This is a genomic window from Spirochaetia bacterium (genome assembly GCA_022482625.1).
Taxonomy (GTDB): Bacteria; Spirochaetota; Spirochaetia; order Sphaerochaetales; family Sphaerochaetaceae; genus Pleomorphochaeta.
The window spans coordinates 2,976,719-3,001,208 of sequence record JAKVOU010000001.1 but is presented as its reverse complement, the minus strand read 5'-3'; the positions used below and the strand labels follow the sequence as shown (position 1 = coordinate 3,001,208).

Genomic DNA, 24,490 nt, shown 5'->3' with positions numbered 1-24,490 from the left:
GGCTAAGCCATTTCTGCAGATGTCATGGACGTGGATAAGGAAAAGGCTACAGTCTTTTCGACACTTGGCCATTCTGATATACGTGGATTGGATACCTACAGGTCAATGGTTCGTCGAAAGCCCTTTCAGTCTACAAGCGAGAGTCTGTTTCAGTCTCATAGTTTAGTCGAAGATGGCTGGATCATGTACTGATCTTTTTCCTTGCCCTGTCCGCATAGGCTATGACCAATGGGCACTGCCCCTGCTGCCTTGCGAGTATCCGCTTCGACTGTAAGCATCAAATTAGATAGATAGACTAGTTTTTGGGAATTCTTTTTGGCAGCATGGTCGGGCAGGGTGAACAGATTCCACCTGCTGTATGACAGGGGCACAGCCTTTCCTTGACATCGAGCATACCAGTTCTGCCTATTCCATTATCCACCAAATCCATTCAAAACAGCGATAATGGCAGCCCCTGTCCGTATGGATTACCGGATGCTCGTCTTCCCGCAGGGTAGCCGTCACCTCGTCCAGCATCGTATTTACCAACTGGGCATTAAGCCTTGGCCCCAATGTCCATGAGACTGCCATATCGTCATTACAGTTCACTACGGGAAAGAGATATACCTTCCTTGCGGTGATGCTGAACTCGGTAATGTCGCTCAGCCCCTTTTTTGGGGGAAAAATTGTCTAAAGCTCTTTGCCTTCATCTTAAATATTCTACGGAATATGAAAATCAAGATAGAGGAATCCCTTACAAAGATATCAGATTTTTCACTTCTAAGTTTGGGATACAATTACCTATAGTCATTCTTCTGCTTACTCTGATTCTTTACATGCTCCACTACCACTTCTTGCTCGCATGCTTTCCGACACTTTCCACAAAATGATAGACCAAATTCGACATGCTGTACAGCAAGTTCTGATACTAATTTTCTCGGCTTATTCTAAGCCTCAGGCTTCCCATGTGGCAAGCCATCCTTTGCGCCCGAACGACGCACAGTGGCATCCAGAACTAAAAAACAACTGACGGAATCACATTGTATATGATTCCGTCAGTTTTATTCAATCGATATATTCTTATTTATTTATATAAAGGTCCATAATTCAGACAGGCCCTGTAATCCTGGCCTTCCTTGTCCATACCAAAGGCATTCCAACAGGCAGGACGGAAGATATCCTCCTGTGGAACATTATGCATACAGACAGGAATACGCAGGATTGAGCAAAGGGTTATGAGATCAGCGCCAATGTGCCCATAGCTTATAGCTCCATGGTTGGCACCCCAGTTGTTCATGACATCATAGGCACTCTTGAACGGACCGTCCTTGCCATCACAGCGAGGTGTAAACCATGTACACGGCCATGTATAGTCTGTACGCTTCCACAGGGATTCACTGACTTCCCTGGGCAACTTTACGGTCCATCCTTCGGCAATCTGCAGCACAGGTCCCAGTCCCTTGATCAAATTGAGCCTGATCATCGTCGCAGGCATCTGCGCTTCGGTAATGAACCTGGATGAAAAACCACCTCCACGGAAGTAGCCGTTGTCCGCCTCACACCAAGTCGTTGCGCCAAGCATCTTCTTCTGGTCTTCTTCGGTCACCTCATACCATCGTTTCATCACCGGCTCACCTTTCTCGTCGGTACATAGTCCGCAGGCATCAAGGGCAGTTGCTCCGGAATTGATCAGATGCAGGAATCCACCGTTTTCCTTGGCTTTCCCTTCCAGCTGGTAGCCGGTGGCCTTGCGGACCGAAGCCTCACTCCAGTATGTCCTCACATCACTGAACATCTGTGCCCTATGCGTCAGCAACTTCATGAACAACATGCTGACACCGTTAAGCGTATCATTTTCAGTAGCAAGTATATAAGGCTCCCTTGTACCGTTCCAATCAAAGGTCGTATTGAGGATGGCTTCACCGAAATCACAATCAGGATAATGGTCAGTCCATTGACGTTGTCCCTGGAATCCCGCAGCAATGGCATTATGGCCGAGCATTTCCTCTTCCCGCCCTTTGGGAAGATTCGGGTTACCGTTCATCAAATCCTTGACGATGACAGCCATCTTGACAACGAATTCGAATTCTTCCTTCGTTTCTGCCTCACTGCGCTGTACTTCCTTTGGATTCTTGTTGAATCCGATGGGACAGTTTTTCCATGCCCAGGCAATTGCCCGCTTAACTTCCTTCTCATCATAGATGTGTTCTTTCATCCGACGGAGAATCTCAACCTCATCTACAGATTCTACTCTCATGCCCAAGTATTCTTCAAAGAAATCCTGGTTGATGGCACTTCCTGCTATGCCCATGCACTGGGACCCTATCTGCAGGAAAGAAGCACCGCGCATGGAAGCTGCTGCCACTGCCGCTCTTCCGAATCGAAGCAGTTTTTCCCTCACATCATCAGGAATCGTCGCATCATCAGCTTCCTGTACATCCTTGCCATAGATGCCGAAAGCCGGAAGGCCTTTCTGGGCATGCGCAGCAAGTACACAGGCAAGATAGACAGCACCGGGACGTTCGGTTGCATTGAGCCCCCATACACCTTTGATCGTATGCTTATCCATGTCCATTGTCTCTGAACCATAGCACCAGCAAGGCGTAACAGAAAGGGTAATGGAAACACCTTCCCTACGGAACTGCTCTGCACACCGTGCAGCCTCAGCTACTCTTCCGATTGTCGTATCACTGATGACAACCTTTACCGCTGTCCCGTCAGAATACCTAAGGTTATCCCTGAATAGGGCTGCAGCGGACTGCGCCATCTGCATTGTCTGTTTCTCCAAGGAACCTCTTACATTGAGGAACCCAATCCTAGCATCAATTATCGGTCTGATACCTATAGTGGGATGTCCCCCTATCATTCGTTGTTCATTCATAGCATATTCCTCCAATCTTATTTTACGATACTCTTTATTTTTCCCACAATCTTGATGTATAGTTGGGAAAGAATAGTATAATATTCAGATTTTCCAGAAGGAATCATAATGCGCTATTTGTCTTACAAGGAACAACGGCAACATGGGACACTAGCATTTCCCATGGCATATTATTTTTTAACAAAAGAGCATCCCCGTTACAGGATGATACTCCATTGGCATCCGGAAAGTGAATTCATACGTGTATTGTCAGGCAAATTGAAAATAATCATAGACAATACTGTACATATGCTTGAACCAGGAACATTATTGTATATCCCCGGAGGCTGCCTACACAGCGGACATCCCCTCGGTTGCTGCTATGAATGCTTGGTCTTTGACCTTCGGCTCCTGCAAAAAGACACAAATGCCTGTACTGCAAAGATAGGAGAATTCCTCAGCAAGGAACGGCAGGTATGGACAGAATTGCCTATTGATGAAGATTTCCAACACTCCGTAGACCTTTTGTTCCAAGCAATGTCCCACCGAAGGGAAGGCTATGAATTCTTGGCCTTAGGCAGCCTCTATACAATCTTCGGACTGATCATAAGGAAAAAGTTCTATACTGAACAGAAACTGACGAAATTCGTTACCGCAAGAAAACTGGGAAAATTCAAGAAAGTCCTTCAATTCATTGAAGAGAATTACAGTGATCAATTGACACTCGCCACCTTGGCAGAATTGGCTGGCATGGACAGCAAATATTTCTGTACCTTCTTCAAACAGATGACAGGAAGGCCACCTATAGACTATCTCAATGCATACAGGATCGAATGTGCCTGTGAACAATTTGCCACTACTTCATTCTCCATCATCGATGTAGCCTACAATGTAGGTTTCCATGATGCCAGCTACTTTACAAAGACCTTCAGGAAATATAAAGGAGTCTGTCCAAGAGAATATCTAAGCAAACAGCAGCACAGTAGGCAACAAGCCATTTGAATGACTTTTTTGGTCTCCTACGATCTGACCATCACAAATGAATCTCGCAAACAAAAAATTGTCCAAACGGTACAAAAAAGACCAAATGGAGCAGAAAGAAGACTTCAAATACCATATGGTACAGTCGGGATGCCTCTTGGCATCCTTATAAAAACACATTAAGTTAGCATTAGCTAACTGCAACATATCAAGGAGTACCATATGGATTCACAGACCGGTAAGAATGGAGGACTGAAAGGAAAAGACCTCATCTCGATAGGTATCTTTTCGGCAATCTACTTTGTCATAAATTTCATTTTCATGCTTTTGGGAGGCATACACCCCATCATGTGGATACTGATGCCTGCTTTCATTGCCGTATGCACAGGGATTCCCTTCATGCTGATGTGTGCAAAGGTGCAAAAAACCGGAGCCGTGGCATTGATGGGATTCATTACAGGATTGATTTATTTCGTGACAGGACAATTTACAGCTATCATACTCATCACATTCCTTGTTTCCTGCACATTGGCTGAACTCTGCCGTGCAGTTTCAAAATATGAAAGTTTCAGAGGCAACATACTGGCCTTCATGTGTTTTTCCCTTGGCATGACCGGGTCTCCACTTCCGATGTGGCTCATGAAAGACCAATTCCTCAACCAGATTTCTTCACAAGGGATGCCCGCAGCCTATGTAGCGACTCTCAGGACATTCATTTCTCCGGCAATGTTTGTCGTCCTTTTCATTGCTCCGCTCCTAGGCGCCTTTCTCGGAGCACTTATTGCAAAAGGTATGTTTCATAAGCATTTTATAAAAGCAGGGATCGTCTAGACATGCAGTTACGCTTATCCATTGACCCCAGGACCGGCATACTGCTCCTGGTTCTGTCAAACATAATTGCCTACCGGCAGAATCCTTTTTCCATCGAATCCGGTTGGATAGCAAGCCTATGTTTCATGACATTTTTCTGCACGCATAGAAGTACTGCAGTAAAATGGGTATTGTATTACCTTGTACTTCTAGGATTACAGCATTACATACTTCCGAACTCCCCAAAATTCATCGCGACCAGCTTTTCAATCCTTGTTACCTATGCCAGGAAGATTCTCCCCTGCCTGATCATCGGTCTGTTGATGATCAGGGAAATCCCATTGAGCCGTTTTATCGTAGGCTTGAGAAAACTGCACTTGCCTCAACAATTGATAGTTGCAATCTCCGTTACCATACGTTATTTCCCAGCTATCAGAGAAGAATCCGGTTATATCCATGATGCAATGAAACTTAGGGATATCCATGGACTAAAGAAAATAGAATGCCTATCAGTCCCCCTTATACTGTCAGCCACATCAACTGCTGAAGAATTATCAGCAGCAGCCGTGACACGTGGTATTGAAAATCCAGTAAAGAAAACAAGTATCATTACACTGAAAATGAAAACCTTTGATTGGATTACCTGCGGTATTGGCCTTATGTTTACAATTGCTTCATTCAGGTCGCTATGGCAAGGAGCCTTCTGATGGTCTCAATCAAAAGGGTATCTTTCAGCTATCCAGGCAGACCACAGACACTCAATGATTTTTCATTGGATGTTGCTGATGGTGAATGTATACTGCTCTGCGGAGAATCAGGATGTGGGAAAACAACCGTTACCAAACTTATCAATGGCTTGATTCCACATTTTACGGCAGGTACGTTTACAAGCGGTACTGTATCTGCAGAAAATCTTTCCGTATCTGAAAGCGAGCTATACGAACTTGCCTTGCATATAGGATCAGTATTCCAAAACCCCAAAAGTCAATTTTTCAATCTCGATGCAACCAGTGAACTTGCCTTTGGGTTGGAGAACCAAGGATCTGCACCATCCTATATCCATATGCGCCTGCGCCATACTGTCAGCACCCTTCATCTCGAATCTCTTATGAAACGGAATATTTTTGCAATGTCCGGAGGTGAAAAACAATTGCTGGCCTTTGCTTCTGTCTATATGATGCATCCTTCGGTTTTTCTCCTGGACGAACCGACGGCAAACCTTGACAACAAGACAATAGAGCTGCTGAGAGCCCAGATTGCCCTTCTGAAACGACAAGGACATACAATCATCATTGCAGAACACCGTCTCTGGTTTCTATCTGATCTTATTGACCGTGCAGTTTTTATCAAGCAAGGTCATATCCAGCAGATATTCTCAGGAGCTTCTTTCTTTGCATTGCCTGATACAAAGCGAAAGGCCATGGGATTACGATCATTGGTACAGACTGAACTGAATTTACCTACTGCATTACCTCCGGGAAGTACAAAGGGACTGTCAGTAGAAAACCTTGCCTGTAGTTTTGGAAAAGGCAAACCCATTTTCGAAAAACTATCTTTCTCTGCAATACCTGGAGAGATATTGGCAATATGTGGCAGAAATGGCATAGGAAAAACAACCTTGATCCGTTGCTTGTGTGGCTTTGTACGTCAATATAGCGGGACTATTCTGATTGATGGTCAAAAAACGAATAGGAAAAAACGGCAAAAACAGGCATACTGCGTGATGCAGGATGTAAACCATCAGCTGTTTTCCGACAGTGTATCGGGAGAATGCCTGCTGTCAAATCATGGATATACAGGACAGCAGATCAAGCAGATTCTTGAACATTTCGATCTTTTGCCTTTTGAGGAAATACATCCGATGGCACTTTCAGGAGGCCAGAAACAGCGGCTTGCCATAACAACTGCAATCCTCTCTAGAAAGCAATTGCTTATATTTGACGAACCTACCAGTGGGCTCGACTATGTCCACATGATAAAGGTTGCAAAAGCAATCAAGGAGCTGGCAAACAAAGGGAGTACGGTGATTGTCGTTACCCATGACAAGGAGTTTATCCGACATGTCTGTGATAGAATACTTGTATTGTAGAAGGAGGCCCAACACATGAAATGGTACAGCATGCAACTGGATTCCCAACCCATGGCAAAACTTTCTGCAAACAGTGAATGCAAAGCATATCAGCTCAGCAATGAAACGGGAAATGGCGTCATGACCATCTATGAAGTACTCCCAGGTATCCTCTTGTTTTACAATGATTATCACATGGCCTACTTTCATTCAAAACTGCATACGACAGACAATCTGTTCTGTATCGATTATTGCAGGGAAGGCCGCCTGGAATACCATGTAGGAGAGAAAACCTTGTCCTATGTCGAAGCCGACGATCTGAAATTTGACCGACGGGTAAGGCATACAGGCCTTTTTGCGTTTCCACTGTCCCATTATCACGGAATTACCGTCTCAATCAAATTACCTTTGGCAGCAGAATTCTTCAATGAAAAGTTACCTGAATTTTCCATTGACCTGTATAGCTTACAACAGAAATTCTGTTCAGACAGCAATCCGATGGTCATCCATGGACTTCCAGAAATTACTCATATTTTCAAAGAACTCTATGATGTACCGACAAGCATCAGACGCTCTTACTTCAAGATCAAGGTCATAGAACTGCTGCTCTGCCTCCGGGCCCTTGAGCTTCCAAGCAATCAGGAAGAACGTCCCTATTTCTACAAATCGCAAGTAGAAAAGATAAAGGCAATGTTTACCTTGGTAACCAAGCACCCCGAACAGCATTACACAATGAAAGAGCTTTCTGAACAATTTGATATTCCTCTCACACCGATGAAGAACTGTTTCAAATGTGTCTATGGCAATCCTATCAGTACATACATGCGAGTCTATCGCATGAATCGTGCAGCAGAATTCCTCAGGCAGGACAAAGACAGTTCCGTAGCAGAAATTGCAGGACGCGTAGGCTATGACAGCCCAAGCAAATTTGCAGCAGCCTTCAAGAAAATCATGGGAAAGACACCATTGGAGTATCGCAAAAACAGTTTCTCTGCAAAATAGCCAAAATAAAATATATGTCCATATGGACTTGATCGGTCCGAGTGGAGCGGAAAGCAATCGACAGATACGCTAGCATCATAGGTATCTGCACCACAGCGTGCATGATGACTGAATAAAAAGGATACCTATAGTGAGCAAAGAAAAAAAAGAAAACTGGTTGTTTTCGCTGCTGACCTATGCAGCATATTGTAAAATCAAGCTGATCGTTTCGGTATTGTTTTCCATTGCCAGCATCGTTGCAGGATTGGTACCTTATCTGAGCGTCTACAGAATCATACAGACATACATGCAAGACAAGTTCACCATGGAGGGAATCTTACCATGGGTAGGATTAGCGGCCGTAGCTTACCTAGCCAAGACTCTATGCTTCGGCATCTCGACCATGCTGTCACATATCAGCGCCTATACAATCCTGGAAAAGCTCCGCCTGCGTGTCATTGACAAATTCCTAAAAGCGCCCTTGGGTACGGTTACAGCAAAATCAATCGGCGAAATCAAAGATATGATCGTTGATAAAATCGAAAGTATCGAACCTCCCCTGGCTCATATGATACCTGAAGTTTCCGGCAATCTGGTACTTCCTATCATCAGCATCATCATCCTGCTGACCATCAACTGGAAGGTAGCACTCGCATCCTTGATAACAATTCCATTGACCTTGATCCCCCTTTCCATACTGCTGAAGAGCAATGAGGAAAATTACGGCAAGTATATGCAATCAAGAAATGCCGTGAACAGTGCAATAGTGGAATATGTAGAAGGTATACAGGTCATCAAGACTTTCGGGCAAGAAGGAAAATCCTATGAGAAATTCTCAAAAGCCATCTTGACATACAAGAAATTCATCCTTGGCTGGATGTCCGGCACATGGATACCCGCAAAGCTATGCATAGCCCTGTTTCCTTCTACATTGTTGGGTACGCTTCCTATAGGTCTTTTACTATGCTCAAATGGTACGCTTTCACCAGACAGACTTTGCCTGTGTGTCATGATTGCAATGTCAATGGTAGGTTCCCTTGCTCATCTTGAAGTATTCATGAACGAAATCAAGCAGATGGGATTTGTCATAGATGAGTCCCAACGTTTCCTGAACATGCAGAGCCTGCCTGAACGACAGGACAAAGCAACGATAGACAATCATGTAATCAAACTTTCCGACGTACAGTTTTCCTATACAGGAAAAGAAGAAATATTACATGGCATCAGCCTAACCCTACCACAGCACAGCTTTACCGCTTTGGTAGGACCATCAGGAGGCGGCAAGTCGACCATAGCGAAGCTGATTGCCCGTTTCTGGGATGTATCAGCTGGAAAAATTGAAATCGGAGGCACGGATATCAGAATGATACCGCTCGCGCAACTTTCATCACTTGTCAGTTTCGTTACACAGGACAATTTCCTGTTCCGCTGTTCCATACTTGAAAATATCAGGATCGGAAAACCAGATGCAACTGATGAAGAAGTCTACAGAGCTGCGAAAGCCGCCCAATGTGACCAATTCATCATGAAGTTGGAAAAAGGATATGAGACTCCCGCAGGTGAAGCAGGCAATCGGCTTTCCGGTGGCGAGAAACAAAGGATAGCCCTTGCAAGGATGATCCTGAAAAATGCACCGATCATCATCCTTGACGAAGCAACAGCTTTTACCGATCCAGAAAATGAAGACAAGCTTCAGCTTGCAATCTCTGCAATATCAAAAAACAAGACGCTGCTTGTGATAGCCCATAGGCTTTCAACTATCAAACATGCAGACAACATTGTCGTATTGGAAAAAGGTACGATCATTGCTCAAGGCAACCAAGAAGAACTGCTGCAAAGATGTCAGCTTTACAAGAACATGTGGAAAGCTCATATAGGGTCAAAAGCCTGGGCTGTTTCACAGCAGAAGGAGAACAATGCCAATGTATAGGACCATAAAGAGAATCATAACATGGTGTGGAACATTACGGAAACGCATATGGATCGGATTGGTTTTCTCATTGCTTGCCACATGGGCCGCGGCAGTTCCTATCATCATTGCAGCTTATACGATAGGTCTGTTGATTGAAAAGGAAAAACTCGGTGTCCCTTTCAATCGGCTATGGATATTGCTGTCGTTCCTTATCATTGCCGCATGCACTTTCCTAAGGTTCCTGTTCGACTATCTCCGGGCAAAATATCAGGAAAGCATCAGCTATGAACTTGCAGCAAGGGACAGATTGGCAGTCGGCAATATTCTCAAGCGTGTCTCATTAGGCTACTTTCAGAAAACGGATACAGGCCAGATACTCACAGCCATAACCACAGGGCTCAATACTTTGGAAAACATGGGAATCAGAATGATTGATACGTTATTGGGTGGTTATGTCAATTGCCTGTGCATTTTCATTTGTCTCGCAACCTTCAATTTACCCATTGCCTTGATAGCCCTAGCAGGAGTACTTGCCTCTTTCGGTTTTCTCTGTGGAGTTTCGCACTGCAGTACGGTCAATGCACCTGTGGCTGCTGCTGCAGACAGAGATATGGCAAGTGCAGCCATCGAATATGCACGAGGGCTTCCGATAATCAAGTCATTCAACCAATCTCGAAACAGCATCAATGCCATGCAGGAAGCCTGCAGCGAAAGTAAAAAGATAAGGATTAAAATTGAATTCGGTTTCATTCCTTTCAACTGTGCACATCTGCTTGTACTCCGGCTTGCCTCAGTTGCCATGGTACTTGCGACAGCATATCTTGGCATAACAAGCCAACTTCCTTTCCCCATCATGCTGATGTTCTTCTTTTTCTCATTCTCAATCTTCAGCGGCGTAGAACCGATTTCTGATTCAGCACACGTACTTGGTGTCATTGATGATGCAATGGATCAGCTTGATAGGCTGAAAACTACAGACTACATCGACAAGAATGGAAAGGATATATTTCTTGATAAGTACGATATCAGTTTCAAAAACGTAACTTTCGGTTACGGCGACAGAAAGATAATCAATAATGTATCCTTTGATATTCCCCAACATACGATGACCGCTATCGTAGGTCCTTCAGGAAGTGGAAAAACCACGATATGCAATCTATTGGCACGGTTCTATGATATCTGGGACGGAAGCATCTCAATGGGTAACCATGACATACGGGAATTTACCTGTGATAGTTTACTTGGCAAAATCTCGATGGTATTTCAGAATGTCTATCTCTTCAACGATACCATCAGGAACAACATCTGTTTTGGAAAACCAGATGCAACCGAATCCGAATTGATTGCTGCTGCAAAAGCGGCCTGTTGCCATGACTTCATCATGGCATTGTCAAATGGCTATGACACAGTGGTCGGCGAAGGAGGTTCAACCCTGTCAGGAGGAGAGAAACAACGGATATCAATAGCCAGGGCTATGCTGAAGGATGCTCCCATTGTCATCCTTGATGAGGCAACGGCAAGTCTGGATCCTGAAAATGAGCATCTGATTCAAAAGGCAATTACAAATCTTACCATGGGAAAGACCATCATAGTCATTGCACATCGTCTTGCTACCATCGAACATGCAGACCAAATCCTTGTCGTTGACAATGGAACGGTAATCCAGCAAGGTACCCATAGGCAACTCATGCAACAGGAAGGCACCTATCGCCATTTCATCCGCATCAGGGAAAAAGCAGAAGGTTGGCACATAGACAGATAGGAAATAGATATGGTTTGATCGGTAAGAAAGTCATTCTGGAAACAAGTACTGTCAAAATGGAAATCTTCCTTGATATTACGGAAACAATTGTTTCATACTGGTCCTGTATATTTTATAGGGTATTATTGAAAGTATCAGAAACAAAGCAAGGGGTTGACAATGAAACTCAAACGTATACGTCTGGAAGGATACAGGGGATTTCAGAAACCATTTGAAGTAACCCCAGCCTATCCATTGCAGGTTTTTACAGGTGAAAATGGTTCTGGCAAAAGTACATTGCTTGATGCAATCTTCACAGCTATTTCATGGATTCCAGCACGTATTCTGTCTCCGAACGGAAATGGGACACGTATCAACAGTACAGCTGATATCAACATACATAGCAACAGTGCAACACTTGAGATTACCTGTGAAGATACCATCGGACATGAAATAACATGGAAACTGTATAGGGTAAAAAGAGGGCAGTATACGAAGCAGAACATTTCAAGTTCATTTCAAGAATTAAATGCTTATGCCACAGAGTTGCGCAAACAAATTACAGAAACAAAAGGGCAATGTAATCTTCCGATCTATTCCTATTATACAGTTTCCAGAGTAGGTTATTCTATTCCTTCAAGGATACGGAAACACCATACTTTTTCTCCAACTGCAATTTATGAAAAAGAAAATCTTTTTCATACAGAGTTCAAGCTGTTCTATGAGTGGTTCAGGGATATGGAAGCATTACAGAACCAAAAAAGCAGAGAACAACATGATGCAACGTATGTAGAACCTTTGTTGGAAAATGTCAAAAAAGCTATCTATACATTCATACCAGACTTTTCAAATCTACATTTTGACTGGCAATCTCCCCAAGGCCTATGGGTAAGCAAAGGCAGGGACAATCTAAGAATTGAACAACTGTCTGATGGTGAACAAGTCTTGCTTGCCCTTGTAGGCGACTTAGCTAGAAAATTGGCAATAGCAAATCCCAAGAGACAAAATCCATTGGAAGGAGAAGGCATCATATTGATAGATGAAATAGAGCTACACCTACATCCTTCATGGCAATATGTAGTTCTCGACAAATTACTGAATACCTTTCCCAATTGCCAATTTCTCATTACTACACATTCACCTTTCGTTATCTCTGCAGCTCCAAAAGATAGCGTCAGCTATTTAAAGAATTTTGAGTTACAGAAAATAATCGGCAACTATGGAAGCAGCCTTAACAATGTAGCAAAGCTTATCATGAATGTAGACGACAAGCCACAGGAAATCAGTATACTGTTCAAGGAATTCTACAAAGCATTAGATGAGGACGATTATATATCTGCAAAAGAAAAACTAAATATACTCGAACAAAAATTGAACGCGAATGATCCAGATTTAACTTCTGCACAAGTTTCCCTTGCCTTGGAAACTCCGGAGTCTTCATCAGTATGATAGCAATAAGAAAAAGAAAAGAGCCTAAGGATTTAACTACATACAGATGTTCTGGCGGAACATATATTGGATTAGACACAAAGATAAAAAACCAAATGAAAGCAAATCTCTGCAAAGAGCAACATGGCCTTTGTGCGTATTGCATGAGAAGGGTTTCCTGCAATGAAGTTGAAGATCCTTGTGGAACCATAGAACATTATATTCCGCAATCTTGTCCCCAAGGACAATCTCTGCAACTGGATTGGAATAATTTGCTGTTCGTATGCAATGGCCATGCACAAGGTCCTTTAGGTGAAACGACTTGTGATAAGCATAAAGGTGACAGCAAGCTCTTCTTTGATTCGCAAAAGCAAAGCTGTATAGATACTCTTTCTTATACACGTAGAGGAAAAATCGAGGCTACAGATAGTCACTATAATAAAGAACTGAATGACATCTTGAATCCGAACAACAAAACTTTCAGATTGAACAGACAACAGGTTTACGAAACATTGATTAAAGAGCTCAATAAAGAAAATTCATTCAGTCTCGGAAAACTACAAAAAAGGGGAACTTCTGTTAGCAGAAAATCCTTATGTCCCTTATATCGAGGTCATATTATATTTCATTGACCGCTTAATTCAGAAAAAAACAGGAGTCTGATCATTGGCTCCTGTTGATACTATTACTTTGGAAATATTCTGAATTGACAGATTCTTCAACTTACTATAGTAGCAATACATACTTACTTTATATACTTACCTTATATACTTTTGCAACGTATTCCTGACAGCTCCTTTGCCTTTTACAAGTTGTGTAAAATAATCAGTCACTTTGTCTGCAAGGCCAGCCTTGTACAAATCTACAGCAAAAAGTGACGCATCGCTGAGTATAGGCCTGAGTGCCTCATCAAAAGGACCTTCGTCACCCAGCTTCACGTCTTTCAGATATTTTCTTTCCTGTTCAAGTCTCGGATCCGGTGATGGCTGGAAAGCTTTACCTTCATCATCAACACCCATGAGATATCTGCACCATCCGGCAATGGCCAGCGGAACGACTGTAAGTCTTTTTATATCAAGGCTGTCACTTGCCATATATGCCTTGATCGTTTCTCCATATCTGATGGGAAGCTTCTGGCTGGTATCACAGGCAATACGTTGAGGGGTGTCAGGCATAAAAGGATTCGGAAAACGAGTTTCCAGTACCTCATCAAGAAAGGCCTTTGGTTCAATGATACCGGGATCCACAACAACAGGCAGGCCTTCATCATGCCCAAGGACATGTACCATTCTATTCAGCTGACCATCTTTCATCTCATCGGCAATCCGATTATATCCCAAGAGGCAACCATAAATTGCCAAGCAGGTGTGCAAAGGATTCAGGCAAGTACAAACCTTCATCTTTTCGACCTTGTTGACTGTATCTCGGTCAGTAAAGTAGACACCAGCTTTCTCAAGACATGGCCTACCATTGGGAAACTTGTCCTCGATGACCAGATATTGAGGTCTCTCGGCATTGACAAACGGAGCAATATAGGTATGTTTCGCCGTAATGACGACATCTGTTGACTCAAAGTCATTTTTCTTCAGCATATGCTGTACATCAGCATCAGGTCTCGGTGTAATCTTGTCTATCATTGACCAAGGAAAACTGATTTGCTCATGAAGATAAGCTAGGAAACCTTTTTCACACAGACCTTTTTCTACCCATTCATTTGCCATAGTAGAAACAGCCGTCTGAAGCTTTTCGCCATTATGTGAACAATTGTCCATGCTACACAAGGCAAGCGGTACCCCACAACTCTTATAACGATGATAAACGAGTGCAGTAACCATACCCATCAAGCCTTTGAGATTTCCATCCGGTCCTTGGCCTATATCTTCTTGTACAAATGGGAAATAGTTGCCATCCTGTCCTTTCATTGCATAGCCTTTTTCCGTTATTGTAAACGATACCATTTGAAGTGATGGTTTTTCAAAAGCATTTTTGAAATTCTCCCATTCCCTCGAAAAGGAAGAATTGCATTTCCATGCAGCAGCTACCGATGCAACCACGGAAGTGTCAATTGTACCGTTATCATTCAAAGTAACAAGCAAAGAAAGATTATCATGGGGTACATATATCCGGTCGATGATTTCATAATCGAACCCTTCTCCGACAATGATGCCTTTCTTTTCCAGACCTTCATCCAAGAGTTTCTGCATGAGCATGGCAGGAAATCCCCTGAAAATATTACCAGCACCAAAGTGAATCCATACAGGCTCCTGCAAGGTGCTGTCAATCATTTTCTGACGGTCAAATTGCGGTAATTCATATCCTTTTGAAAGCCATGTAGTACGTTCTTTCAATTCTTTTGCAGTCAATTGCATGTCGTCTACCTCTCCTCCATCATCAATCCGCTATCTGTTGGATTTCTCAATTGCTTCAAACAATCCATTGATGTATGTAGCTCCGAGTGCCCTGTCGTACAGTCCATAACCAGGCATCGCTTTTTCTCCCCAAATCATACGGCCATGGTCAGGTCTGACAGGGCCATTGAAACCAATGTCATAGAGTGCTTTGCAAATTTCATACATATCAAAGGAGCCATCACTGGAAAGATGTGCAGACTCCTCAAATACTCCAGGTGAAAAATGGTGCAGATTCCGTATATGGGCAAAATGTATACGACCAGGTAATGCTCTGACAATCCCAGGAAGATCATTCTTTGGATTCGTTCCAAGAGATCCAGTACAGAAAGTCAGTCCGTTGAATGGTTTGTCGACAGCCTTCATCAATCTGAGAATTGTTTCCTTTCCTGTAATAATCCTTGGCAGTCCAAAGACCGACCATGCGGGATCATCTGGGTGGATTGCCATTTTGATCCCATATTTTTCGCATATCGGTTCGATTGCCTTAAGGAAATAAACAAGGTTATTGAACAGTACATCGGCATCAACCGAAGCATATGCTGCAAACAGTTCCTTGACATGAGCCAGCCTGTCCGGTTCCCAACCGGGCATCACAAAGCCGTTGCTATTGGAATTCGTCTGGTCAAAGAAAGCCTGTGGATCAAGGGCATCGACCTTTTTCTGATCATATGCCATGACAAAGGAACCGTCTGGCCGCTGTTTGGACAAATCGGTCCGGGTCCAGTCAAAGACAGGCATGAAATTGTAGCATACCAGCGTAATGCCTTCTTTTCCAAGATGCTCAAGGGTTGCTATATAATTCTCGATATATCGGTCCCGTTCAGGTAAGCCAATTTTGATTGCATCATGGATATTGATACTTTCGATACCTTCTATCACGAGCCCTGAAGCTTCGACTTCTTCCTTCAGTTCATGGATTCGATCCTGCGGCCATACTTCTCCTACCGGAATATCATATAAGGTCGTAATGACGCCCTTCAAACCAGGAATCTGTCTCATCTGTTTTAAGGTTACAGTATCAAATTTTGAACCGTACCAGCGCATCGTCATCTTCATCAAAAGCTCCTCCAAAATCCTCGCACCAAATCATAACTACCAAGTCAAATAGGCATAATAATCTTACTTGGTGTCTTTTGAACTGCATGTAAAAAATTATACTCCACACAGTTTTTTTCATTCTGTATTCCATACAATCTTCAAGACTATGTATCTCAATATTCAATAGCAAAAAGATTATCTACTGTAAGTTTGTATAACTACGCACAAACAATAAACGATATTTAGTCCGAAAATAATTATATTTTCACAAACAATTATCTATTTCAATTGTAAGTAGACAACTTTTCAGTCATAAATTTTAGAATTATATATTATTTAGTTAAGCCTCGTTTTAGTGATATTCATAATTTTCCTCTTATGTCATTCTAATTCTCATGATATAAAAGGACCGATACCTCATATGTTTCGAATCTTTTTTCATCTCAACAACATAAATTGAATGGAATCAGAAATATCCGGTATATGTTATTTGTTACTTCTGATGCTTGCATTTAGGGCTCACTCAAATCCAATGTCATTCATAAACGTAACAGTTCCATACTGCATTTTTGCAAATTGCTCATTATTTCACATAATATATAATCAACTAATCCTAACTTTAGATATCATCATATTTTGAAATAATATGTAGCATTGTTATAGCAAATATTTTCTACAAGCTTTCCTAGATTCTCACTCATTGGATATTCCCCATTTTCAACAAGATTCCCAATAAAATTGCAAAGGATTCTTCGGAAATATTCATGACGTGAATAAGATAAAAATGATCGACTGTCTGTAAGCATACCAATAAATGTACCCAACAATCCGGAACTGGACAAAGCTATCAACTGCTGTTCCATTCCGTACTTATGATCCTGCATCCACCAAGCAGCGCCAAGTTGAATTTTTGAAGGGATCTCTGTGCCTTGGAATGTATTTGCCAAACTAGCAAGTATCCAGTTATCTTTTGGATTCAATGAAAAGAGTATCGCCTTTGGTAATTCAGCCTGAGATGCCAAAGCATCAAGGAAAGCACCAACGCCTTCAGCAACTTCATAATCGCCTGTAGAATCAAATCCTGTTGATTCGCCTAACAATCGGGTCATCCGATGATTCTGGTTCCTATTACAGCCAACATGCAGTTCCATTGCCCAATTACGCTTATGATAACTTTTTGCCAAATGTAATAACAGTGCAGACCGATAGGCGTGATATTCATCCTCTGTCAGCAAATTGCCCTGCAATCTTTTTTGAAACAGTGATTCAACAGAGGCCTCATCAACACCGATATATATGGGTCTGTTGATATCATGGTCACTTGCGATACATCCATGCAAAGCAAAATCATCCATTCTGTTTTCCAAAGCATTCAACAAATCACCATAAGATTTAATCTTAATGTGACTTTTCACTTCTAATTGAGCAAGATATCCAATGAAATCTGTTTCATTGATTTTCAATGCTTTGTCAGGCCTCCAAGCAGGCAAGACTTTGCAATCAGAAAACTGCTTGGCCAGCCGTTCGTGATAAGTAAAATCAACTGTTGGGTCCTCTGTAGTGCATAATGTCTTTACATGTGAACAAACAATCATTTTTCTAGGAGAAAGTTGCTTTTCTTTAATCAAATTATCTGCTTTTTCCATGATGGATGGAGCAGTCCTTTCGTCAAAAGGTACTGTTATGCCAAAGTATCGTTGTAATTCTAGATGTGACCAATGGTAAATAGGATTACCTATTGCTAGAGGAAGCGTCTTTGCAAATGCCATCATTTTATCGTATATTGGCGCAGATCCTGTAATATACTTTTCAGGGATACCAGCCGCACGCATAATCCGCCATTTATAATGGTCACCATCGAGCCAAAGAGAACCTAAGGAATCAAAAACATTATCTTCATAGATTTCTTTAGCCGACAAATGACAATGATAGTCAAATATCGGCATATGCTCGGCATAGTCAAAAAAAAGACGTTTAGCCATACTGGTTTCCAGAAGAAAATCTTTAGTCATAAAAGGTATCATTGTATATTTCTCCTATATTCCATACATAAGATGGGGCAAAAACATAGAAATCTCAGGAATAAACACAAGAACAACAACCTCTAAAAGAATTGCAGCAAAGAAAGGTTTTGCTTCTTTCATGTAATCTCCAACTGTACAACCATGTATGCCACAGACAATATAAATAGCTGTTCCAACAGGAGGTGTCATGCACCCCATTGTTACAATAGTCATCATACAAATACCAAAATGGACAGGATTAATTCCCATAGATTCTACAACAGGAAGAAAAATGGGTGTTAGCAAGAGAATATTAACATTTGAATCCACAAGCATACCTGAGAAAAAGAGAAAAACCAACATGAGTAACATCATAAGTTGCGGATTTTTGGTAATCCCAAGCAAAAAATGTGACATAATCTTAGGTACGTTGCCATAAGTAAGCGCATAACTGAAAATTCCAGAAAAAGCTATAATTATAATAATTGCACCGTCATCGATAATGCCATTGAAGAGAGCTGTCTTGAACTTTTCCCAAGTAAGTTCTTTGTAAACAAAAATTCCTATGATAATAGAATACACAACAGCAAAAGCACCGGCCTCAGATGGGGTAAAAAAGCCAAAACGAATACCGACAACAAGAATAATTGGAAACATCAATGCCCAAACAGATGATTTTAAATTAGCTCTCAACTCAACCCATGTCACTCTTTTCACACCTGGGCAAGGAGGATCATATTTATGTTTATGGCTGGTAATTGTTACAGCAGTCATAAGAGCTACGCACATAAAAAGGCCAGGTATCATCCCTGCTGCAAACAATTGACCGATTGAGACACTGCCGACAAACCCATAAAGAATCAAACCAAGACTAGGAGGTATGGTTGCTGTTATGAGACTAGTCAAACATGTCAAACTCGCAGCATAACCCTTCGGATACCCTTTTGCATCCATTTCCGGACCTAGGATTCTTATTTCCATACCGGCATCGGCACAAGCACTACCGGAAATTCCCCCCATCAAAGTACTGAGCACAACATTGACTTGAGCTATTCCACCATAAAGCGTACGAGTCAGCAACCTAGCAAGAGCAAGTAAATTCTTGGTAATTCCTGTTTCATTCATAAGGTTTCCTGCAAGCAGGAAGAAAGGTACAGCCAAGAAAGATGTTGATTGTGTTTGAGCCACCACTCTTTGTACCAAGACACTCCAAGGAATTTCATTATGAACAAAAAAATAGCCAGCACCAGAAATTCCAATGACAAAAGCAATCGGCATGTTTGCCAAAAGTAAAACAATGAATAAGAACAGTAACAATCCCATTTTACTTTTCCCCCATATCTCTTTCAGCACTTTTACATGAACATGAAACTGTTGAACAACCATTCAATTCATTTATATGTAAAACATTATGAATAATAGAACAAATCATAAGCACTGCACTTATAGCGAGACTCAACGTGACAAAACTATAACTTATCGGCAATGTTTGGAATGCTCTTTGCCAATCTCTGACAGCAAGCAAAAATCCATATTTGGCCATAATAATCAAGAGACCAATCATTATAACGTAACAAATTATATTGAGAACTTTCTGAACTGTTTCATTAAACTTAGTAGTAATAAGCGCAACCCCCACCAGTGATCCTTTTCTTAAGGCAATATCGGCACCAAGAAAAGCAAGCCAAGCAAAACACAATTGCGCAACATCATTAGACCATTGAATAGGCAAGTTAATTTTTCGCAAAACAGCAGCTAGAAAAACAAGTACAACTATTACGACAAACAGTATCATACATATTGCAGTCTCAATTTTACAAAACTTGCCATATAAGGAATCAAGCCTTTGTAATCTTTCCTTCATTTTTTTCTCCATGACACAATTGTTTTGTATGTTCGAATTGCTGATAAATCATATATGCTGTGCAAGACAACAAAGATAATTCTCAAATCTTACATCCTTTCCTGATATATCCACACCAAGAAAGGATGTATATATTACATACAATTATTTTGCAAGATCAGCTTTAAGAGTTTTTGCTAATTGTGTATATCCAAGTTTGTCATAAATTGGCTGAACAGCCTCAATGAATGGAGCCTTGTCAACTTCATGTATAATCATTCCCTTTTTTGCCATGTCGGTTTCATAGTTTTTAATATAATCATTAACCATCTTTCTATTCTCTGTTCCAACTTCTCTGAATGTTTTGACAAAGAAATCCTGAGCTTCTTTGCTCCATGAATTAAAAACATTAGTTCCCATAACTACACAACCAACCAATTGGAAATGTTCAGTCTTATTCGTGTATTTACAGATTTCATACAAACGAGTTGCATAGGAAGCCGGAGTCTGAACTTCAGCACCATCAATGGCTCCCTGCTGAATACCAGAATATACTTCAGACCAAGCCATAGGGGTTGCTACCGCACCCATTGCATTGACAGAATCAACAAACAATTCAGAACCAATAGTTCTAATTTTTTGGCCTTTCAAATCCGCAGGAGTATCAATTTGCTTATTACACACAAAATTCCTTGGACCATTATACCAATTGGAAGTAATCAACTTAATTCCATCCTTTTCAAAGTCTTTTTCCCAACTTTTATAAACATCTGTATTAACAAGTTTATCAAGTACTGCAGCATCAGTAAAAAGATATGGCATCTGGATGACACCAAAATCATGCACATAGCTCATTAATCTACCAGGATCGGAAACCGTAAGTACCGGAGCGCCGGCAATGGCCTGTTCAGTAATATCATCAGTATCACCTAACGAAGAGGAAGTATAAACTTGGGCGTCAAACATACCGGATGCATTAAGTCGTTTCGCAACTTCAAACAAACCTATAGACTGTGTATCCTTTTCGCCTTGAGTATTAGCAAGTTTAATTACATACTTTTTTTGTGTCTTACCATTTGTCGCTACACTACTTTTTTCAGCACTCCCTTGTGCAAAAAGCAAACCAAAACTTGTCAATAAAATCATCAACAATGCAAAACATTTTCTCATTTTGTACTCCTTTGTATATTTATTTATCCCAAAAAGATAATTACAAGCTATGCAAAATTATTTATAATTTAGCAGAATAAATGACAAACCATTATTGCTACTAATTTATCTATTTCTCCTTTCTTATATATGCAAAATTTATCATTAATACAACACATACCTATTACATCAGGCATTCTTACATGCAAAAAGCAACCTTTTCTATCAATAACAAACCACCTTAAGACCTTTAGTCAGACCATAGCTATATAATTTACAATATTTTATTTTTGAATAACAAATTATATAAAACTTTCAACGGTTACATTATCCATTTTTCCACTACCATCAGACAATACATGAAAATCTCCGCTTAACATCTTAGAAACTTCAATTCTGCAATTTATTTTATATATGAAGCATATATCTTTCCTCGTCGTCAGGCTTGCATTTTATTTGTATATTTTTTGCTCAATATTGACATTTACTTTAATGAAACAATATTTTAATTTTGTAGCACAAATCAAATTTAGATAGTTTACTTTTATTATACTATATATTTCTTGCTTCCCATATTTCGATCATTTTCACAAAAGGAAACTCATTCCATTCTCGTAGGAAAAACCTTGTTACCAGCAAAATTGATATAGAATTACATATAGTTTGGTTTGATTTATTTTAGATTATTTGTATCCTTGCCGGTTTGACTACTTTGATAATTATGACAACATATGGTTACATCAAATTTTCTATCTAATAGTACTGTGATATTATTAAGACAAGGGAATATCATTCCGTTAAATGCAATTAAATTCTTGATTAAGCCACAGAAACTCATATTTTCAGCATTAAAATCTCACAATTGCAAGACTACGAAAAAAAATCTTCAACATTCCTTCTAGGCAACAGCAACCCCAGCAAACTCAAAGAGATATCAACATATTAAAGTAAAAGAATGAAAATCCTCACTTTTGTTTTATAAAAACAGAAATCATAATTTAAGTTATTGAAACTTACATACAAAAAATCATTTTGCGGTTACAATTATTAAAAATCAGATTATCTACTAATTACAAAGTATTACATTAAACAACCTTATATGCTACCTACTATCTTTATAAAATAAAAATATGCCGTCATAATGAAGGAAGCCAACATGATACATGTTTTCAATGCACAGGAAATGCTTGATGCAGAAAGTGAAGCAAATTACTCGCTCAGAAAAGGAGTAAATAACAAAGAATATCCACAAGTACATGATTACTATGAAATTTATCTTGTCACAAAGGGAAGGTTTGATCTAATCATTAACAACATAAGCTATACATTGACAAAATCACAGCTTGCCGTTGCATTTCCAAATGATATACATAGCAAACTTGATATTGAGGGAGATGAACTCTGCGACAATATCAATATAGCAATTTCAGCAGCAACAGTTAATGAATTATTCCTCTATCTTTATAAAGACTCACCAAAACATATTCTTGTACACAAACAACATATATTCGATATAAGTAGCAACCAACAAAGGAACTTTCTTACATCAATTCGATATTTCTCATTATTCAGAAATGACCAAAAAAAAGAACAACGAGCTGAACTACGCAGCCTCATCCTTCCACTTTTCTATAATATTATTGTTCCCGGTTGTAAGAGACAACAACAAAATCTAATGATCATACCGATATGGCTACAAAAATTAATTGATGAAATGAATTCTTATGACAACTTGTATGAAGGTATTGATTATATGGTAGACTTTTCAGGAAAGACAAAAGAATACATTTGCCGATCGTTTAAAAAATATCTAGGCATTACCCCCACAAAATTTCTCAATACAAAAAAACTAACCTATGCTGCAAACATGCTACAACATTCTAATAGAGAAATTGCTGATTTAAGTGAAGATCTTGGTTATAGTTCCCTAAGCTATTTTTATAAACTTTTCAAAAAGGAGTATGGTACAACCCCAAAAGCATATAGAAAATTATTCCAATACTTACCTTCTTAAGCAACCTACTACTTTTCCCCTTTGCTATTCCAAGAAAATGGGAAAATCACCAACAGCAGCAATGCCAAGGCTACAAACCCCTTGCTGAGTGAATATGTGTCAGCCACATAGCCGATGGCAGGGGCAATGACAACGGTAAAGATACTTTTCAGCTGTGATCCCAAGCTGAGCATAGTGGCACGTTCTTCTTTTTCCATATTATCATCAATTACATCAATGTACAGAGGTTTTCTGGCATCCCTGGTCATGTTGATGACAAGGAAAGCCAAACAGACCACAACAGGTTGCTTGATCAGCATTCCAATAATAAGAATGGATATGATAAGCAGGAGTTGAGCCAGATTCAGCAGTCTTGGTGCCTTGAAACGTTTGATGAGCCTGTATGAATTCCTGGAAGCAAATACACCTGCTATGTTGATGATCATATAAAGCAGTCCCAGCAAGACATTGAGATTGTCTTTCTGCGATAGATTTGCTATAAGCACAATACCGGATGCCATGGCCAGACTTTCTAATATCGGCTGCACAAGGTCCTTTATGCTGGAAACGGATCCTTCAAAAAGTCCCTCAGCAAGAAGCAAACGACGTAAGGAACTGTTTGATTTCAGCCCTAAAAACATTCGCTTGAGAAAAGCAGACAAGCAGACGGAAGTACTCTTTCCCGGGGCATCCAGATAGTTGGGATATGAGGCTATAAGCAACAAGTCAAGTACATAGGGAACAATGGAAAAAAGAAAGATGTAATTAAGATCAGGCAAACTTAAAGCAAGGAGAATGGCAACCAAAGACGAAAGGGCACTTCCAACCAAAGAGGCACCCCTGGTCCTCCCATAGACAAAGCTCTTATACTCCTGCCATCCTTTTTTCTCAAGATAGATATAAATCATTGCCTTATGGGTACCGGATCGAAAAGCCTCTCCAAATCCGAAGGATATCATTGCAAGAGCACCGAGCAGAAAGGAATCAGTAAGGAAAAACAGGAAAAAAGAAAGGATATAGAACAGAAAACAACAATAAAGTTCCTTTTTCTTGCCCCAATAGTCTGCAACGATACCTGAGGGAATCTCAAAAAAATTGATGATAAGTTCCCTGATTGATATCAACAGTCCGATCTGAAAAAGATTGAGATGCTTTGACAGCAGGAAAAGAATCAGATACGGTTCAAAAAACTTCAGATTCTTGAAAAAACCGTAGAATCTGAATTTTGTAATCTGCCTGTCCCTGCAGATTGTCTTAAGGACATCTTCATCCATAGCATGACTCCTCCGGATG

Annotated in this window: 18 protein-coding genes and 1 pseudogene; 10 read left to right on the top strand and 9 right to left on the bottom strand. The window is 40.6% G+C overall.

Annotated elements, in window-relative coordinates; genetic code table 11:
• Nucleotides 1-408 precede the first annotated feature (408 nt).
• Together LKE40_13610 and LKE40_13605 are read right to left on the bottom strand one after the other, a co-directional pair.
• Nucleotides 409-660: pseudogene (locus LKE40_13610) on the bottom strand (IS3 family transposase).
• Between the two features lie 403 nt (nucleotides 661-1,063).
• On the bottom strand, nucleotides 1,064-2,860 hold the full coding sequence (locus LKE40_13605) for an L-fucose isomerase (GenBank protein MCH3918467.1): 1,797 nt from the start codon (nucleotides 2,858-2,860) through the stop codon (nucleotides 1,064-1,066).
• A gap of 108 nt (nucleotides 2,861-2,968) precedes the next feature.
• Here LKE40_13605 and LKE40_13600 point away from each other — a divergent pair, with 108 nt between their 5' ends.
• From LKE40_13600 to LKE40_13560, 9 genes are all read left to right on the top strand, one after another.
• Nucleotides 2,969-3,841: an AraC family transcriptional regulator gene (locus LKE40_13600; GenBank protein MCH3918466.1), complete on the top strand. Its 873-nt coding sequence runs from the start codon at nucleotides 2,969-2,971 to the stop codon at nucleotides 3,839-3,841.
• 201 nt (nucleotides 3,842-4,042) lie between these two features.
• Nucleotides 4,043-4,651, top strand: a complete 609-nt coding sequence (locus LKE40_13595) for an MptD family putative ECF transporter S component (GenBank protein ID MCH3918465.1) — start codon at nucleotides 4,043-4,045, stop codon at nucleotides 4,649-4,651.
• Between the two features lie 2 nt (nucleotides 4,652-4,653).
• Nucleotides 4,654-5,337 carry an energy-coupling factor transporter transmembrane protein EcfT gene (locus LKE40_13590; protein MCH3918464.1) on the top strand — a complete coding sequence of 228 codons (684 nt, stop codon included), beginning with the start codon at nucleotides 4,654-4,656 and terminating at the stop codon, nucleotides 5,335-5,337.
• Nucleotides 5,337-6,719 (top strand): energy-coupling factor ABC transporter ATP-binding protein, encoded by a 1,383-nt coding sequence (locus LKE40_13585; GenBank protein ID MCH3918463.1) that lies wholly within the window; start codon nucleotides 5,337-5,339, stop codon nucleotides 6,717-6,719. The genes LKE40_13590 and LKE40_13585 overlap by 1 nt, the downstream gene beginning before the upstream one ends.
• 15 nt (nucleotides 6,720-6,734) lie before the next feature.
• Nucleotides 6,735-7,700, top strand: coding sequence for an AraC family transcriptional regulator (locus tag LKE40_13580; protein MCH3918462.1), 966 nt, complete (start codon nucleotides 6,735-6,737; stop codon nucleotides 7,698-7,700).
• A 130-nt stretch (nucleotides 7,701-7,830) separates the two neighbouring features.
• A complete protein-coding gene (locus LKE40_13575; GenBank protein ID MCH3918461.1) occupies nucleotides 7,831-9,609 on the top strand; it encodes an ABC transporter ATP-binding protein/permease in 1,779 nt (592 codons plus the stop codon).
• Nucleotides 9,602-11,353, top strand: a complete 1,752-nt coding sequence (locus LKE40_13570; GenBank protein ID MCH3918460.1) for an ABC transporter ATP-binding protein/permease — start codon at nucleotides 9,602-9,604, stop codon at nucleotides 11,351-11,353. The genes LKE40_13575 and LKE40_13570 overlap by 8 nt, the downstream gene beginning before the upstream one ends.
• A 159-nt stretch (nucleotides 11,354-11,512) precedes the next feature.
• Entirely contained in the window at nucleotides 11,513-12,781 is a 1,269-nt protein-coding gene (locus tag LKE40_13565; GenBank protein MCH3918459.1) for an AAA family ATPase, read from the top strand.
• Entirely contained in the window at nucleotides 12,778-13,392 is a 615-nt protein-coding gene (locus LKE40_13560) for a hypothetical protein (protein ID MCH3918458.1), read from the top strand. The genes LKE40_13565 and LKE40_13560 overlap by 4 nt, the downstream gene beginning before the upstream one ends.
• Nucleotides 13,393-13,518: 126 nt before the next feature.
• Here the strand turns inward: LKE40_13560 and LKE40_13555 are convergent, their stop codons facing one another.
• The 6 genes from LKE40_13555 to LKE40_13530 all read right to left on the bottom strand — a co-directional run bounded on the left by LKE40_13555 (nucleotide 13,519) and on the right by LKE40_13530 (nucleotide 21,225).
• Complete coding sequence (locus LKE40_13555; protein MCH3918457.1) at nucleotides 13,519-15,129, bottom strand: mannitol dehydrogenase family protein; 1,611 nt, start codon at nucleotides 15,127-15,129, stop codon at nucleotides 13,519-13,521.
• A 30-nt stretch (nucleotides 15,130-15,159) separates the two neighbouring features.
• Nucleotides 15,160-16,227: a mannonate dehydratase gene (gene uxuA / locus LKE40_13550; GenBank protein ID MCH3918456.1), complete on the bottom strand. Its 1,068-nt coding sequence runs from the start codon at nucleotides 16,225-16,227 to the stop codon at nucleotides 15,160-15,162.
• A 611-nt stretch (nucleotides 16,228-16,838) separates the two neighbouring features.
• Complete coding sequence (gene uxaC / locus LKE40_13545; protein ID MCH3918455.1) at nucleotides 16,839-18,233, bottom strand: glucuronate isomerase; 1,395 nt, start codon at nucleotides 18,231-18,233, stop codon at nucleotides 16,839-16,841.
• A gap of 12 nt (nucleotides 18,234-18,245) precedes the next feature.
• Entirely contained in the window at nucleotides 18,246-19,535 is a 1,290-nt protein-coding gene (locus LKE40_13540; protein ID MCH3918454.1) for a TRAP transporter large permease, read from the bottom strand.
• 1 nt (nucleotide 19,536) lies between these two features.
• The gene (locus LKE40_13535) at nucleotides 19,537-20,076 is read right to left on the bottom strand and encodes a TRAP transporter small permease (protein MCH3918453.1); all 540 of its coding nucleotides are present in this window, start codon (nucleotides 20,074-20,076) and stop codon (nucleotides 19,537-19,539) included.
• A gap of 144 nt (nucleotides 20,077-20,220) precedes the next feature.
• Entirely contained in the window at nucleotides 20,221-21,225 is a 1,005-nt protein-coding gene (locus LKE40_13530; GenBank protein MCH3918452.1) for a C4-dicarboxylate TRAP transporter substrate-binding protein, read from the bottom strand.
• Between the two features lie 1,135 nt (nucleotides 21,226-22,360).
• Between LKE40_13530 and LKE40_13525 the strand changes: the two genes are divergently transcribed.
• A complete protein-coding gene (locus LKE40_13525) occupies nucleotides 22,361-23,218 on the top strand; it encodes an AraC family transcriptional regulator (GenBank protein MCH3918451.1) in 858 nt (285 codons plus the stop codon).
• An 8-nt stretch (nucleotides 23,219-23,226) separates the two neighbouring features.
• On the opposite strand, the gene LKE40_13520 is transcribed toward LKE40_13525, so the two are convergent.
• Nucleotides 23,227-24,471 carry an MFS transporter gene (locus LKE40_13520; GenBank protein ID MCH3918450.1) on the bottom strand — a complete coding sequence of 415 codons (1,245 nt, stop codon included), beginning with the start codon at nucleotides 24,469-24,471 and terminating at the stop codon, nucleotides 23,227-23,229.
• Between the last annotated feature and the right edge of the window lie 19 nt (nucleotides 24,472-24,490).